The following is a 15538-nucleotide window of genomic DNA, read 5'->3' on the forward strand; positions in this document are numbered from 1 at the left end:
TATACACTCCAAATAATTTACATACTATTTTTAAAAGTTTTTTCGCGTTTTTGCTTAACTACTATTTAAACAGTGTTTTACAACATGATTTATTTTTGAAAGTTTTTTCAAAACATCGAAAGCTTGACCAACACTACAATCACAGAAGCGAAAAAGGTAAATTTTGAGGCTGAAAATTTAACATCAAAGATTTACAAAATGGATAAAAAATCCTTTTATCTTAATAAAACCAATAGAATCGACATCTATAAAGAAAGAGAAGCCGACTTTATGGTCTGCTTCTCTTTCTTATTATCCTATTATATATAGAATATTTGTTTACTCCCACTCTATGGTAGCAGGTGGTTTAGATGATATATCATATACTACACGATTCACTCCTTTTACCTTATTGATAATCTCATTAGAGACTTTTGCAAGGAACTCATAGGGTAGATGTGCCCAATCGGCAGTCATAGCATCTGTAGAGGTTACTGCACGAAGTGCGATTGTAAATTCATAAGTACGCTCATCTCCCATTACTCCTACTGATTTTACGGGTAGAAGCATTGCTCCTGCTTGCCACACCTTATCATATAGGTGATAATCGTTCAGCATCTTTATATAGATGTCATCAGCATTTTGAAGTATCTCTACCTTTTCGGCAGTAATATCTCCTAAAACACGGATACCAAGACCCGGCCCTGGAAATGGATGGCGTTTGATAAGATGTTCCATCATGCCTAACTCTAAACCAATACGACGAACTTCGTCCTTAAATAACAGCTTCAAAGGTTCTACCAGTTTCAGGTTCATCTTTTCAGGAAGTCCCCCTACATTATGGTGTGACTTAATTACTGTGCCTGTTATTGAAAGCGATTCAATAATATCTGGATAGATAGTACCTTGTCCCAACCATTTTATATCTTTCAGTTTATGAGCTTCTTCATCGAAGACATCTATAAAGCCTTTTCCTATAATCTTTCTCTTCTCTTCGGGATCAGCAACACCTGCTAATGCTTTGTAGAATCTTTCTTTTGCATTAACTCCTATAACATGCAAGCCTAGGTGCTCATAGTCTTTTTGAACTCTCTCGAATTCATTTTTACGTAACAAACCATGATCAACAAATACACATGTCAGGTTTTTTCCAATTGCTTTGTTTAGTAATACTGCTGTTACAGAGGAATCAACTCCTCCCGACAGTGCCAGTATAACCTTATCATCACCTAGCTGAACTTTAAGTTCGGCAACGGTAGATTCAATGAATGAAGCCGGAGTCCAGTCTTTTTTGCAACCGCAGAGATTCAAAAAGTTATTCAATAACTTAGTTCCGTCTACTGTATGAAATACTTCTGGGTGAAATTGTACTCCCCAAGTTTGTTCTCCTTGTATTTTATAAGCAGCAGCTTTTACATCTTCTGTGCTTGCTATTATATCGAAAGTCTCAGGCAATACGGTTATAGTATCTCCATGAGACATCCACACTTGCGAATCTTTAGCTATACCATCAAATAATGGATCTTTGGCAATAGACACAAGATGTGCTCTACCATATTCACGAGAATCGCCTTTTTCGACTTTTCCTTCTGATGTATGCGCTAAAAATTGTGCTCCATAACAAATACCTAATACTGGATACTTCTTTCTGATTTCTGATAGATCGGCACTAAATGCATCTTTATCATTTACAGAAAAAGGACTACCTGAAAGGATTACACCTTTTACAGTAGCATCGTCTTTAGGAAACTTGTTATAAGGAACTATTTCGCAGTATGTATTCAGTTCGCGAACACGGCGACCAATTAATTGGGTGGTTTGTGAGCCAAAATCGAGGATAATAATCTTTTCGAGCATAGGAGAATAGTTATTTAAGTAATGGTAAATAAAAGAATATCACTTTTTTAGTCAGTAACAATCTTTGGTTGATACATTTACCAAAGTAATAGAAAGGCTTAGCACCTTAATTCTTTTATGCATACAAAGATAAAAAGATTATTATTAAATTTTATATTTGAGGGGTGTAACATTTTATTCTCTTGTTACGTCTTTAGTATAAAGAGAGATTCATTATGAAAAAAGCAATTATATACCTATTCTCATTTATCCTTAGCTTTTCAGCTTCGGGTAAGACTTTAGAGGATATTATTTCCGAATTCTCCAAAGCTCCCCGTGCAGAAAACGTTAATCTGAGAAAATTTCTATTTTCATCATTAACTATAGCGAATTGGGGTAGTAAAGATTTCAATAAAAAAATCAACTCAATGTCTGTTCTCGATCTCGAAAGTTGTTCTAGAGATACCAAGCTTCAATTTGCAGAACAAATAGAGAATCTGGAGATAGAAGGATATGAAGTATTAATGAAAGTAAAGGACGACGATGATAATGTGTTGATAATGTCGAAAAGTAAAAAAGGCAAGGTTAAAGAATTAGTTATAATCACCGTAAGCGATCCTACCATAATCAGGCTAAAAGGTAATTTTAAGCTAAGCGATTTAGCTGATATAAAGAAAGAATACGGAGGAACAAAGAGGAACTAGTAAAAACATTAGCAAGTAAATATTCCATAGTAAATGGATGCTGTAACATTTAAAGAGAAATATATTCCCTATCATCAAAAGCTGTATAGAGTTGCGTACAGACTTCTTGAGGATGCTTGCGATGCCGAAGATGTTGTACAGGAAGCTTATATAAAATTATGGAATAAACGGGATGAATTAATAGATGTAACAAACAGTGAAGCATATTGTGTAATTTTGCTCCGTAATTTATGTCTCGATTTTTTAAGAGCAAAAAAGAAACATTTATTTCAATCAACAGAAGACACTGTATTATCAGACAGTATGGTACTTTCGGACGAAATAGAAACCGTTGATGAAATTAAACATATAGAAACTATAATAGATCTTTTGCCTGAACAGCAACGGAAGATTATAAAACTAAGACACTTTGATGATTATTCGAATGAGGAAATTGAGGAAATAATGGGCTTGACAAGTGTAAATGTAAGAGTATTGATGTCGAGAGCCAGAAAAAAAATCAAGGAACTTTTTAATAGTTACAATTATGGACATTAAAGATATAAAGAGCCTACTTCATTCATTTTATGAAGGAGAGACTTCGAAAGAGGAAGAGAAAATACTCTCTGATTTTTTTGAAACAGAAAGTGTTCCCAAGGATATGGAGGACGAAAGAAGAATATTTCTTAAGCTATATTCGGCTCACCAAAACAATGTACCTGCACATTTAGAGGAAAGACTAAATACTCTGATTGACAATTTAGCAGAGGAAGAAAGCCATAAAACATCTCATATTGTTTTGCCAACAAGACATCTTACTAAACCTGTAAGATGGGCAATGAGCATAGCAGCGAGTGTTCTGATTATTTTATCAGCAGGCATCTTTGCACACTTTGGGAACAACGGCAACAACAATGAAATGCTTGTAGATACCTATTCAAGTCCGGAAGAGGCATATCTGGAAACACAGAAAACGCTACTACTTGTATCAGGCAAACTCAATAAGGGCATTAAACAAATCGAAAAAGTAAACGATATCATAGATAAAGACGTACAGTTATGAAAAGGCTAATAGTATTAATATTTATCGCAGTCTCTGTGACTTCACTTAGCAAGGCACAATCTGAAATTGTAATAAACATGGATGATTTGCAAGCAGAGATATTTAGTGAGCTGGCTAAGATACCACCAAGCATCCCCGCTATTGACCTAGATATGGATGCCATGAAGGTTGAAATTAGCGAAAGCCTTGCAAATATGGAAAACCAACTAAATTGGGTAGATCTTGGCGACCTTGAAAATCTATCTAATCTGGAGAGTTTGGATTTTCAAAATCTGACAGTGAATCCTTCTCAACCCTCTATTAATATTGTGGTGAGTGATACTAACCAAGGAAATACCTATGCCTACGTTAAAAGTGAAACATCAAAGGAAGAAAACAATCACACATATTCTTATACCATAAATGAAACTCCACAAAACAATGATGAACTCTTCTCTCGTTTATCTAATCTTAAAGGAGTTCAAGTCGTATATATTTCAAAATCGATGCTGGGTATGATGCCCAATATGGATATGCCGGGTGTAGATATAGGAAACATTGCAAGCAAATTAGAATCTCTTGAAATATATACAGCAGAAGAAGAGCTTGCTTCGAAACGATTAACTAGTGCGTCAGAAGGGTTATTAAAAGGTGGAGATTACGAAACTCTAATGCTAATTAAAGACGAGGACTCTAAAACTGCTTTTTATGTGAAAAAGAATAAGTCGAATCAAAGCTCTGAGATGCTGATGATAACACAAGATGGAGCCGATGCAACTATTATCAGATTCTTGGGAAACTTTTCTATTCAGGATATCAAGAATATTGCCAACAAACACAACACTAATATGAATATTAATACCACTATAAATACAAACACCTCTACCAGACTAAGCGAAGCTGAGTTGAATATAAGAGTCAAAGAAGCACAAAAGAGAAATAAGGAAGCTCAAAAGATTGCCGAGGATGCTCAAAAGAGAGCACTAGAAATTCAGAAAAGAGCCGAGGAACGAGCTAAAAGAGCTGAAAAGAGAGCAGAAGAAAGAGTTAAGAGAGCAGAAGAGAGAGCAGATGAAAGGGCTAAAAGGACAGAAGAAAGAGCTAAGGAAGCTGAAGCTCGCAAAGCAAACTAAAAATTATAACTCCGTCAACAAAATATTTAATACAACGAGTTCCATTTCATATAAGAAATGGAACTCGTTCTTTATGATAGACATGCTTCTTTATAAGCTATTCAACAGGTCTACTTTATCTTCATTAACCAGTTTCAGTATAAGCTCACCAAACAATGTATTTTGCCAAGCAAACCAAGAACGGGTGAAATTTGTAGGATCATTTTTATGGAAGGATTCGTGCATAAAGCCCGTACCTGCATCTGTAGCCATCAGCATTTTGATACATTCTTTAATTTCTGCATCATCCTGACTAGTAAATGCTTTCATCATTATACTCATTGGCCAGATCATGTCATAACCAATGTGAGGTCCACCAATACCTTCACCAGCTGTACCTTTGAAGAAATAAGGATTATCGGCACTCCATACAAACTTTCTTGTATTCTGATAAATAGGGTCATTTATACGATCTGCATCCAGATAAGCCAAAGCCAATAAGCTAGGTACGTTTGCATCATCCATCAACAGTTGATTACCAAAACCATCTACTTCAAATGCATAAATTTTTCCATATTTAGGATGATTATTAATTGCATATTTCTGTAAGGCAGTATCTACCTCATTCGCTAAAGCAGTACATTCATTAGCCAAAGTTTTATTTTTATTGACCTCTGTAAGAATCTCAGCAGCCTCACGTAGCGATGTTACTGCAAAGAAATTAGAAGGTATCAGAAACTGAAATGTAGTAGCATCATCCGATGGACGGAAAGCCGAGGAAATCAAACCTACTGGTTTTACAGGATTGCCCAATCCATCATTAGACATGGTATCTAGCTGACGTTCGGTTACTCTCATAAATTTATAAGGACCTACTCCGTCTTTCTTTTGTTGCTCCTTAAATGTCTGTAATACAAGCTCTATTGCTTTTACCCAATCAGCATCAAATACGCTGGTGTCGCCCGTAACTTTCCAATAGAAATAAGCTAAGCGGATAGGATAACAAAGAGAATCTATCTCCCATTTACGCTCGTGAAGTTCGGGCTTCATAGCCGTCAGATCACTCATCCAATGCCCATTAGGATCTGCACCGTCATTGAAGGCATTCGCATATGGATCAATCAAGATACTTTTCATCTGACGATTGATTACTCCTGCCAACATTTTTTTCAGTTTTGGATCTTTATTTGCCAACTGAACATAAGGCCACACCTGTGCTCCAGAGTCACGTAACCACATAGCATGAATATCTCCTGTGTAAACAAAAGTATCATCCTTACCATCCTGTACTCGATAATGGACTGTAGTATCTAATGTATTAGGAAAACAGTTTTCGAACATCCACGCTAAACGTGCATTTTTCAACAATTTCTTAATACGAATTATTTCATTTTCGACAGCCGACGACTCAAACAATCTCTCCGAAGGGTTGGGACGATTGGTTACATATACTTTTGTATTATCACTCACTACTGCCGTTTCGGCTTTTACTCCCAAATCGGAAGCATGGATACTGCCTATTGAGACAGCAGACAACATGCACAATCCTAATACTTTTTTTGTTAGATTTCTCTTTACGACCATGTTTTGTTTATTTATATTATATTTCGGTTATTTTGTTGCAGCCAAACGGGCATACATTTCTATCATTGCAGCTTGTGTAAGCAACCATTTTGATTCATCTTTCTTTCTCCCACTCAAATCTTTATCAAACAGACCTTTCTCGTCACGAGCATGATTCCATGCATAATCGAGATTCTTTTTGAAGGCATCAAGATACAAAGGATTTTTGTCTATCTCGTAAAGTTCTATAAAACCTCTAAGCATAACTGCCGTAAACCACACATCTCCTTTTTTCAGAAGCTTAAATTGTTCTCCTTTTTCATCTTTAAAATCTTCGAAAAAATAATTATACGCAGATTTAGCTATATTTTGAGCATCTGCCAGATACTGTTTGTCGTGGGTCAGGTTATATAATAATGCAGCAGCCTGCATCATCTGCCCGCTATTGTAAGCATATTTTTCTTTACCAATATCTCCATTCAGTTTGACATTATCAAAATACAAATAGTCTGTAGAATCCTGTAGATTTTCTTTAGCCCACTGATACAAGTTCTTTCCTTGCAAGAAATAAGTACTATCATTGGTTACCTTAAAGAGCTTAAGAGCAAAAACAGCTCCCGGAGCATTTGAGCATGTATTTTTCGATTCCTTTTTTTGCTCACACCAATAGATACCTCCACCAAGTTTGTCGTCACTTCCACTTATCACAAAATCCCATATGAGTTTTGCTTTCTTCAAATAAGCTTCTTCTTTGGTCAACATGTATATGTCTGTAAAATCGATCCCCAACCAAACATTATCATCATAAAATCGATCCGACTGTGGGGCTTCACTAATATAGGAAGAGTAAGCATAAGGAGTTCTTGAAGTATCGAAATACTTTTCCAGCCCCATCAATACCCTAGAGTCCAATACTTCTTTGTACTTATTATCTCCCGATGTTTCCAGCAATACATTTACAGCCGAAAAAGCTCCAGAAAAAGGCCAGAGATAAGAATAAGCATTAGGTACATCTGCCTGCTCTACCGATGCCAGATAGGTGGCTGAATACTTATCATTGAAAGGGTATGTTTCTCTAAGCAGATTAGTACTATCTACCGAGTAATGAGAATATAATGAATCTAATGTTCCTTGCGCTCTTTCTAAATTTATATTGGTTGGCCTCGCTGCTTCCTTTTTACATGAAACTGCAAAAACAACTAAAGAAACCAAGAACAAGTATTTTAAGGTATGTTTTAACATGGTTATTGTTATTAAAGATTCTTTGCTAATATTTTTCAATACAATGGTTAACTGTTATCTCTTTTGAGATCATAAATTATAATAGCTGATTAATAAACTCGGAAGCTAAGATAAAAAGGTTTATTGTTCAAATAAAATTAAATATCACTCTATATGAATTTTTCACATATAGGATATTGTAATATCCTTTATCTTACTTTCTCAATTAAATTATACAATAAGCTAACAACTATATATACCTTAGTAAACAAAGGTAATAATTAGCGAGCCTTAGTATGTAACTTTGTAACCTTTTCTAAATTACTGTCCATCACAACATAAATCTAAAAAAGGTTACAGAAGTAATAAAAGTGACATGTATCTCCTTCTTTCTAATTGGCACTTTGATTCAGCATCAAAAATCTAATTATCTCACAGCTAGAAAAATCGAGCCTACCGAGCTAGAAAAAGACTCATCGCTATAATTATTGTAAGAGCGCACTGTACATGCTTCTATCATATAATCTCTATGAGGACATATCTATTTGATTGATTGCTTACCATTCTCAAAATCCAAAATCAGTGTTTCTCGTCCTTTTTTAATTTCCATCTTTCGAGTATTAAAAAGAGTTTTACTATAAGGATTATCATAGCGGTAATCAACTTTTAATGATACTTCCTTACCTTTTATTTTAAATGGCGATGCCCAACCAAATTCGATCTGTCCCTGAGATGGAGAATTATAAGTAACATCTTGATTATTGGTCATAACCTTAGATTTAGATACCATATCTACAAACTTAGAAAAGCTTCCCGATTCTTGTTTAGAACCCATCTCACAAATCCATATATTTTGTAAACCATCGGCAATCAGATCGTTTATTACACCTTCATCATTGGCTTTCCATCGGATTTGATGCTGCGAATAGATAGCAATATATCCATCATCTTTTCGAGCAAATACCCAAGAGCCTTTTTCGATAACCTCATCAAAAGCATCTTTAGGTACATAAGCATGTGTGAAATGTATTTTCTCGGTTTCGGGAGTATTATAAATACATACAACTACGTTTTTATGTTGTGCTGCACGAGGCAATACGGCATTACCTGCCCAATAATTAGGTGTTACGTTCAGGTGTTCCGATCCGGGATGATTGGTAAATACCAATGCTTTATTGCCCAAAGTAGCCTGCCACGGGTGCTGCTGATAACCTATTGCTCGGGGACGAAAATCAGATGCACAACTGATCATATAATCGGGTGTGCGGTATGTTTCGATATTGGCTTCCGACAGAGCAAAGCGATCGAGATTAGGAGTCGTCACCTTCCCATACTTAGCAATCTGATCATCGTAAATTTTAATATAACGGTCGTAATCACGATAAGGCCAAGCATCGTGTGTCTCCGAAATATGTTTAGACATACGTATAGCCAGAGGATGAATAAACTCCTGCATACCCCAGAATAAATGAGTATCGAGTTCGCTGTCATATGAAAGCCCGTATTTAGGAGCATCCGCTACTTCAATACTATTCCGTTGGCGGTTACGCATTGTTACCGAATAATCGGTTCCAATTTTCTCTATTACTTGGGGGCATCTGTAGCTACTGGTCACAAGTGCAGTGCTTCCCATAATATGACGGGGTAAATATTGCCCTACTCCAAAAACAAGTTTCATGACGGGTGAAATAGGATTTTCATACGTAAGCAACGTAGGTGCATAAATTCGCCCTGTTGTTGCACCTAACACTCCTTTGTAATTATTAAGTGCCAAATCGAACATCAACATATCCAAAACTAATCCCGCTCTCGATTTGATAAGTGGATCTTCGGCATAATCATACAGATTACACAGCAAAAGAACTTCTACATCGTAATAAGTGGCAGAAAGCCACTCGCTGAATCCGAAACGAAAACGAAAATCGAGCCAACGAACCAAACGTTCTTTTGCATGATCCATATGTTGTTGCCCTGTCATTCCATTTTTGAAAATCTTGTCTTTATACAATTGACCTGCCAGCAATTCGGCAGTATGATACAATGCCTGATGGTTTTCGGTATGATAGCATTTGTAAGTAGTATCACGTCTTGCATCATCCCACCAATATTTGAAATCGAGAATACAATCTTCTACCTTGCCATTCATTTCTTTTGACAGGATTGGCTTTTCCCGATTCTGATACTCCAAACGAAGCAGTCCGTTTAATGTAAAGTCATTACAATCTCTGTTGTAATAGATTACATCCAATGTTTCTTGTACCTTTTTTTCATCAATAGGAAGTCCTCCTGCAACACGGGTTATTTCTTTGAAAATAATTGTTCTTCCGCCTTGCCCCTCGGTATCTCCTTCTTTTGAACAATAGTCTATATATTGTTGCCGCCTTTGTTCGAATGTTCCCTGAGGAGAAGTCCGGAAAGGGCCGTTTCCGTTTGCGTCTTGTCCTCGCAGACTAAAAAGCACCCCTATAAAAAGGAGAATACACAGTATATATTGTGAGGTTTTCATATTGTTACTTTTTAAAGTTATTGCAGATAATAGTGTAGGGGCGTATTGCATAAGCCCGAAAAAAATAGAAACATTCTATAATTGGGCGTATGCAATACGCCCCTACAACTGTGTTATTTATATTGCGATTCTTTCCAATTATATGGATAAGGAATTCGCTTATAATAATCTAATGAATGTTTTGGTTTATCATATTTCGCAGGAATAGGCAGTTTTGAATATTGTTGGAAAAACAATACACATCCGTCTCTCCACCATACAGCTTCTTGTTCTTGCAATTCGAGTAACGATTTCACATGGACGAAACGCTCATCATCCATATCTTTCTCCAATGTATTCCAGATTGACTGCATTTGATGAACTTCATCCACTCCCAGATAATAATGTGCTACTAAATCATTCCAAAGGGTATTGCCCGATGGCATTTTATAATCCCATGCAACCCGATGAAACCACAATAAAAATTGAGGCGGACAGGTTTTCACATCATCTAATTGATTGCTCAATGGTTGATGATATTGCCCTACTGCATTCGTTCCTGTATGGGTACGATCTACCCCTACACCCGATTCGCTTGCTTTGTGATAATCAAATGCACTCCAAACCGGATCGTCGTGCCAAGGTTCGGGACCATTGTGAGTATCGTAGTTCATAATATGATTCAATCCCAAAGGTGTCATATAATTAACTGCCGCCTCCCGTGACATCAACATTATTTTCTGTATAGGAGCAATCACTTTTTTGTCATTAGAAAATGTCATTCGTATCCACTCTTCCGACATATCTTTCGATGTCATATCGGGATTCCATGCCAAACGTCCGAAAGCATGCCAGTTGGCTTGACCGAACAAATGTCCTGTCCAGTTAATATCAGTTCCTGTATTGGGTACACCGGCAATTCCCGATATTCCATGTGTCTTTTTATAATTTTGAAGTACTTTCGATACAGTCGATCCTTTACCATTTTCATAGGTGTCTGATTGTAGTGTTTCTTCAAAGAGTGAGCCTAGATATACTAGATGTCCTGCATGCCCTAAATTTTCCTGTGTTATCTGAAACTCAAGTGCTAAGGCTGTTTTAGGAATTGCTCCGAATAATGGGTGAAATGGCTCACGTGGCTGAAAATCAATCGGTCCGTTTTTAGGCTGTACAAATACATTCCTATTGAATTGCCCATCCAATGGTTTAAACTCCTCATAACCATTCATTACCCTATCTATATGTCTTTCGTTCTGATAAACAAAGGCTCTCCAGAATACCACACCTCCGTATGGTTCGAGTGCCTCAGCCATCATATTGGCTCCATCGGCATGGGTGCGACCATAATCCTGAGGACCGGGTTGACCTTCGGAATTGGCTTTCACCAAAAAGCCTCCGAAGTCGGGAATGTATTCGTATATTTCTTTCGCCTTATCTCTCCACCATTGCCTAACCTGAGGATCTAAAGGATCGGCAGTAGATAATCCGCCAATTTCTTTAGGGGCACTGAAACGTGCTGTCAAATATACTCTTATACCATAAGGACGAAAGGCATCGGCTAAAGCAGCAGCCTTTATAATCCATTCGGCACGGAGGCTTTTGGCATTCGCATTGACATTGTTTAGTACTGCTCCATTTATTCCAATAGAGGCATTCGCACGTGCATAATCAGTATAGCGAGGCGATTTATAGTTAGGTAATCGTGCCCAATCCCAAAGAGTGTACCCTGCATAGCCACGTTCGATGGTACCATTCAAATTATCCCAATGATCTAATACCCGCAGTTGCAGTTTAGGCTCTTCAGTAATTGCCAGTTTATCTAATAACTGATTTGTTTGCATCAATCTCAGATAATGGAATACTCCATAAAGGACTCCTATATCTGTTTTCGCAGCAACAAGTGTTACCTGTTTCTCATCCACATTTGCTGTGCGGATTATATATCCTTCGGGATCGAGTGCGTTTATTTCTTTAGCATAATTCGATCGGGCAATCAAATCCGAAGATTGAGGTGTTCCGATTAATAAACCTCCCGAAGTCAGACTTTGAGAATCCGCCAAATCAATGTTTAATAATCCTTTCAGTCCTAAGTCTAGTTCTTTCTTGGCAGCTTTAAGCCTGTCGGAATTAGCAGGAAAAACAACTCCTTTATTCTGACTTTGGTATTTTTCCAAAAGAGTTGGATTATCAATTTTGTGATAACGTAACCACAATTCGTATCCGCTTTCCGCAAAAGTGAAGTGTACACAACACAATAGCAGAAAGATTAATATTGTCTTTTTCATGTTTTCTGTTTAAGTCCTTGTTTATAGAGGTGGAGCTCTACCCCATCCCCCTGTTAGGCTTTTATTATTTTACGGGCAGGGCAGAGTCTCTACCGTGAAGCACGTCATAAATCTAACCATTATTGAATAACAGCAGCCCACCCCCCATTACGCACCATTTTTATTTTTATCTTCTCTCCTTTTTTAACCGAAGATTCTTTCTTTCTGTAATCCATTGCCTGACGACCTGCATTAATACCATCTTCGAAAGATGTCATTTCATACGGCTTTCCATCATTCAGAAAATCGAGGCTTATTTCAAAAGTTCTCTCTTTCTCATTGTTGTTGGTCATACCTCCGATAAACCATTTATCACCTTTACGTTTAGCCACAATAGCATATTCACCTACTTTGGCTTCGAGTACTTTAGTGTCATCCCAAGTGGTCGGAACTTGTGTGATAAAACGAGTACAGTCTTCATTGCGATAATATAGTGTGGGATTATCTGCTAACATTTGCAAGCCGCTTTCAAAAATTACAAACAATGCCAACTGATAAGCGCGTGTTCCTATACTTGCAGCATTAGGACGGTCGGCTTTGTAAACTTCGGGTTGCATACTTATCATTGCTCCGGGTGTGTAATCCATAGGACCAACAGCGTTACGCATAAAAGGCAGATAGATACTGTTATCAGGATAGCAACCGCCCATTTGCTCCATACCACGCACACCTTCGTATGATATTACATTGGGATAAGCATATTCTAATCCGGCAGGTTTGAACGATCCATGAAAATCGACAAGTAATTCGTGTTTAGCGGCTTCTTTTGCCACACGCTCGTAGTAGTTTACCATCCATTGGTCGCTTCTGTCCATAAAGTCAATCTTAAGACCTTTCACTCCCCACTCTTTGAATGTTTTGAATAAGTCGAAGTTATTTTCCACAACCAACCATGTCAACCAAAGAATAACATCTACATTTTTTTCTTTTCCGTAACGGATTATTTCATGTACATCCACTTTGGGATTAGGGGTATAAGGGTCACGCGTGCTCATTGCCCAACCTTCATCCATTATAATATAAGGGATGCCGTATTTGGATGCAAAATCAATATAATATTTATAGGTATCCAAGTTATAGCCTGCAACAAAATTCACATCAGGTCCGTAAGGAGAAGCATCATTCCACCATTCCCAGCTAGCTTGTCCAGGTTTGATCCATGATGTATTTTGCAATTGACTCTTAGGTGCAAGTTTCAGAGTCATTGTATTTTCCAGCAACTGTTTATCGTCGTTCGTTATTACAAAGTATCTCCAAGGGAAACTGCGTTTACCTGCTGTTTTGGCAATATAATCGCCTTCTTTCAGAATCTTTAAGCTACGGTCTCCGTCTTCACCAAATTCAAGCGGAGCTTTAGGGAAAGTCGATCGCATGCCATTACCCGTTGTTGCAGTAAGAAACATGCATGGATAATCGGTTAGATCCGATTCGGAGATCAATATTTTATATTGCTTTTTTGTATCGAGCAACATGGGAAGAACTGCCATCTTACGTTCCTCTGCTCCAAATTTACTAGTCGGAACATGCGTATATTTTTCCTCGTAAGCGGTCTTAAATCCGCCCGGCTGTTGCATATGGGCCAAATAGTCGGAAGGGAAATTGATTACAAAGTCTTCACCTTTTACAATAGATTCGTTCTTTTTATTGGTAATGAAACGATAAGCAACACCATCATTAAAAGCTCTGAATTCAACCGAATAGTCACCTTTGAAATTTAGCAGCAATACATTGCAGTTATTATTTACGGTCGAATATTTGAGTGGAACAACCGGTTTAATATTTTCATTAATCACACTACGCTTTTGTCCTGTCAATTTAGGATTTTCGCCTAGAACTTCACCATCCAATGCCAATTGCAAATAACAATCGGTCAGCAAGGGATCGGCATTGTAATTAACCGAATAATAGATTTTATCCTTTATACTAAGGGTAACTTTAATTTCTCCATTCGGAGATTTCAATTCTATGTTTTGTGCCGACAGGCTTACTACTCCTAAGGAGCAATACGCTAATAAGGAGAACAAAATCAAGAATGATTTCTTTGATAATAGTAAATTTTTCATCTATTGTGTTTTTTAATAAAAAGGTCAGCGACCTATTTTTCTAGTAAAGCTGTTGCACACCACAGGATAGGTGCTTGTCCGTGTAGGTCTCCTACAATTCGTTTACGAGCCAGATAATATTCTTTGCTGTTACCTACATTGGTTCCCATGCAGACTTCTCGCAGATCGTTATCTTCATTGATATATGTATTCAGTGCAATCCACGCTTTACGTGCAATGGGTGCATAAATTTTCGAATCGAGCCAACCGTTTTTCACGCCTGTAATAATAGCATAGGTAAACATTGCTGACCCCGAAGTTTCCGTCCAAGCGTCTGGCTGATCTACCAGTTGCCCCCATAACCCTTCTTCATTCTGATATTTACGAAGAGTTTCCATCATTTTCTGATATTCTGTCAGAATGCGAGCACGGTCGGAATTATCTTTTGGCAAATTCTTTAATAGTTCTGTCATACCTGCTGCCATCCACCCATTTCCTCTACACCAGAAAAAAGGAGCTTCTTTTGCATGAAAAAACAATCCGTTGGGCTGCTGTATCGAGTCCAGATAAACTGTCATTTGATAGGCAGCTCTATCTATGTATTTTTTATCTTTCGAAGCCAGATATGCTTGACTCTGAATAGTAGAAATCATAAACATATCATCTATCCAAAAACGAGTCTGCCACGATAAACCCCTGTCTAGAAAATTCTGATATTGTTCAGCATGTTTGGTCGATTCAGGCATCTGCCATTGACTATCGGCGAAATCAATCCCTATATAGTAATACAATTCATTACCCGTTTGCATATATAGCTGTAAAGGCACTGATCCAAAAACAGTATGATCAACATGATCGGGCTTTTGCATCAAGTGTTTTTGACTTCCCAAGAGGGGAAAAAATCGCTCTTCGAGTTGTCTCAGGAGTTTTTTGTCTTTTGAGACATTTGCAAACTTCAAAGCTCCAAACCAAGCGCAGACTTCGGGATAAGTTACTTCATTGGGAGGTGATTTTATACCATCAAAGTTTCTGAATGGCTCTGATACATATCGTTGAAATACTCTCAGACCTACATCGAGCGGATCTGTTCCTTTCGGAAAATTTTTCAAATCTCCGCTTTGAGCCATTGTCAAAAAAAGAGTGGCTTGCAAAAAGCAAAAAATTGCCAGAAGTGTTTTCTTCATTGTTTTTTCTTTTATAAATAGTTGACGAGTAAACAAGCACTATCTACTCGTCAACCGGAAAATATTT

At 37.4% G+C, this 15538-nt stretch carries 11 protein-coding genes; 4 read left to right on the top strand and 7 right to left on the bottom strand.

Annotation, left to right across the window (positions count from 1 at the left end):
* Nucleotides 1-318 precede the first annotated feature (318 nt).
* Nucleotides 319-1836: a glutamine-hydrolyzing GMP synthase gene (gene guaA / locus HGC4_RS06685; RefSeq protein WP_050709349.1), complete on the bottom strand. Its 1518-nt coding sequence runs from the start codon at nt 1834-1836 to the stop codon at nt 319-321.
* Between the two features lie 215 nt (nt 1837-2051).
* On the opposite strand from guaA, the gene HGC4_RS06690 reads away from it, so the two are divergent.
* From HGC4_RS06690 to HGC4_RS06705, 4 genes are read left to right on the top strand one after another with little or no spacing between them, the layout of a single operon-like run.
* Nucleotides 2052-2519, top strand: coding sequence for a DUF4252 domain-containing protein (locus HGC4_RS06690; RefSeq protein WP_050709350.1), 468 nt, complete (start codon nt 2052-2054; stop codon nt 2517-2519).
* A 33-nt stretch (nt 2520-2552) separates the two neighbouring features.
* Nucleotides 2553-3056, top strand: coding sequence for an RNA polymerase sigma factor (locus HGC4_RS06695; protein WP_050709351.1), 504 nt, complete (start codon nt 2553-2555; stop codon nt 3054-3056).
* The gene (locus HGC4_RS06700) at nt 3046-3561 is read left to right on the top strand and encodes a hypothetical protein (RefSeq protein ID WP_050709352.1); all 516 of its coding nucleotides are present in this window, start codon (nt 3046-3048) and stop codon (nt 3559-3561) included. The genes HGC4_RS06695 and HGC4_RS06700 overlap by 11 nt, the downstream gene beginning before the upstream one ends.
* On the top strand, nt 3558-4673 hold the full coding sequence (locus tag HGC4_RS06705; RefSeq protein ID WP_050709353.1) for a DUF4252 domain-containing protein: 1116 nt from the start codon (nt 3558-3560) through the stop codon (nt 4671-4673). Before HGC4_RS06700 ends, HGC4_RS06705 begins: the two co-directional genes overlap by 4 nt.
* Nucleotides 4674-4763: 90 nt before the next feature.
* On the opposite strand, the gene HGC4_RS06710 is transcribed toward HGC4_RS06705, so the two are convergent.
* The 6 genes from HGC4_RS06710 to HGC4_RS06735 form a co-directional block, all read right to left on the bottom strand.
* Complete coding sequence (locus HGC4_RS06710) at nt 4764-6236, bottom strand: glycoside hydrolase family 125 protein (RefSeq protein ID WP_050709354.1); 1473 nt, start codon at nt 6234-6236, stop codon at nt 4764-4766.
* Between the two features lie 27 nt (nt 6237-6263).
* Entirely contained in the window at nt 6264-7457 is a 1194-nt protein-coding gene (locus HGC4_RS06715) for a glycoside hydrolase family 76 protein (RefSeq protein ID WP_050709355.1), read from the bottom strand.
* A gap of 520 nt (nt 7458-7977) precedes the next feature.
* A complete protein-coding gene (locus tag HGC4_RS06720; RefSeq protein WP_050709356.1) occupies nt 7978-9942 on the bottom strand; it encodes a hypothetical protein in 1965 nt (654 codons plus the stop codon).
* Between the two features lie 113 nt (nt 9943-10055).
* Nucleotides 10056-12206: an alpha-glucuronidase family glycosyl hydrolase gene (locus HGC4_RS06725; protein ID WP_050709357.1), complete on the bottom strand. Its 2151-nt coding sequence runs from the start codon at nt 12204-12206 to the stop codon at nt 10056-10058.
* Between the two features lie 119 nt (nt 12207-12325).
* Nucleotides 12326-14308, bottom strand: a complete 1983-nt coding sequence (locus HGC4_RS06730) for a glycoside hydrolase family 97 protein (RefSeq protein WP_050709358.1) — start codon at nt 14306-14308, stop codon at nt 12326-12328.
* A 32-nt stretch (nt 14309-14340) separates the two neighbouring features.
* Nucleotides 14341-15471 (bottom strand): glycoside hydrolase family 88/105 protein, encoded by a 1131-nt coding sequence (locus HGC4_RS06735; RefSeq protein ID WP_050709359.1) that lies wholly within the window; start codon nt 15469-15471, stop codon nt 14341-14343.
* Nucleotides 15472-15538 lie beyond the last annotated feature (67 nt).

It is taken from the genome of Dysgonomonas sp. HGC4, from assembly GCF_001261715.1.
Taxonomy (GTDB): Bacteria; Bacteroidota; Bacteroidia; order Bacteroidales; family Dysgonomonadaceae; genus Dysgonomonas_A.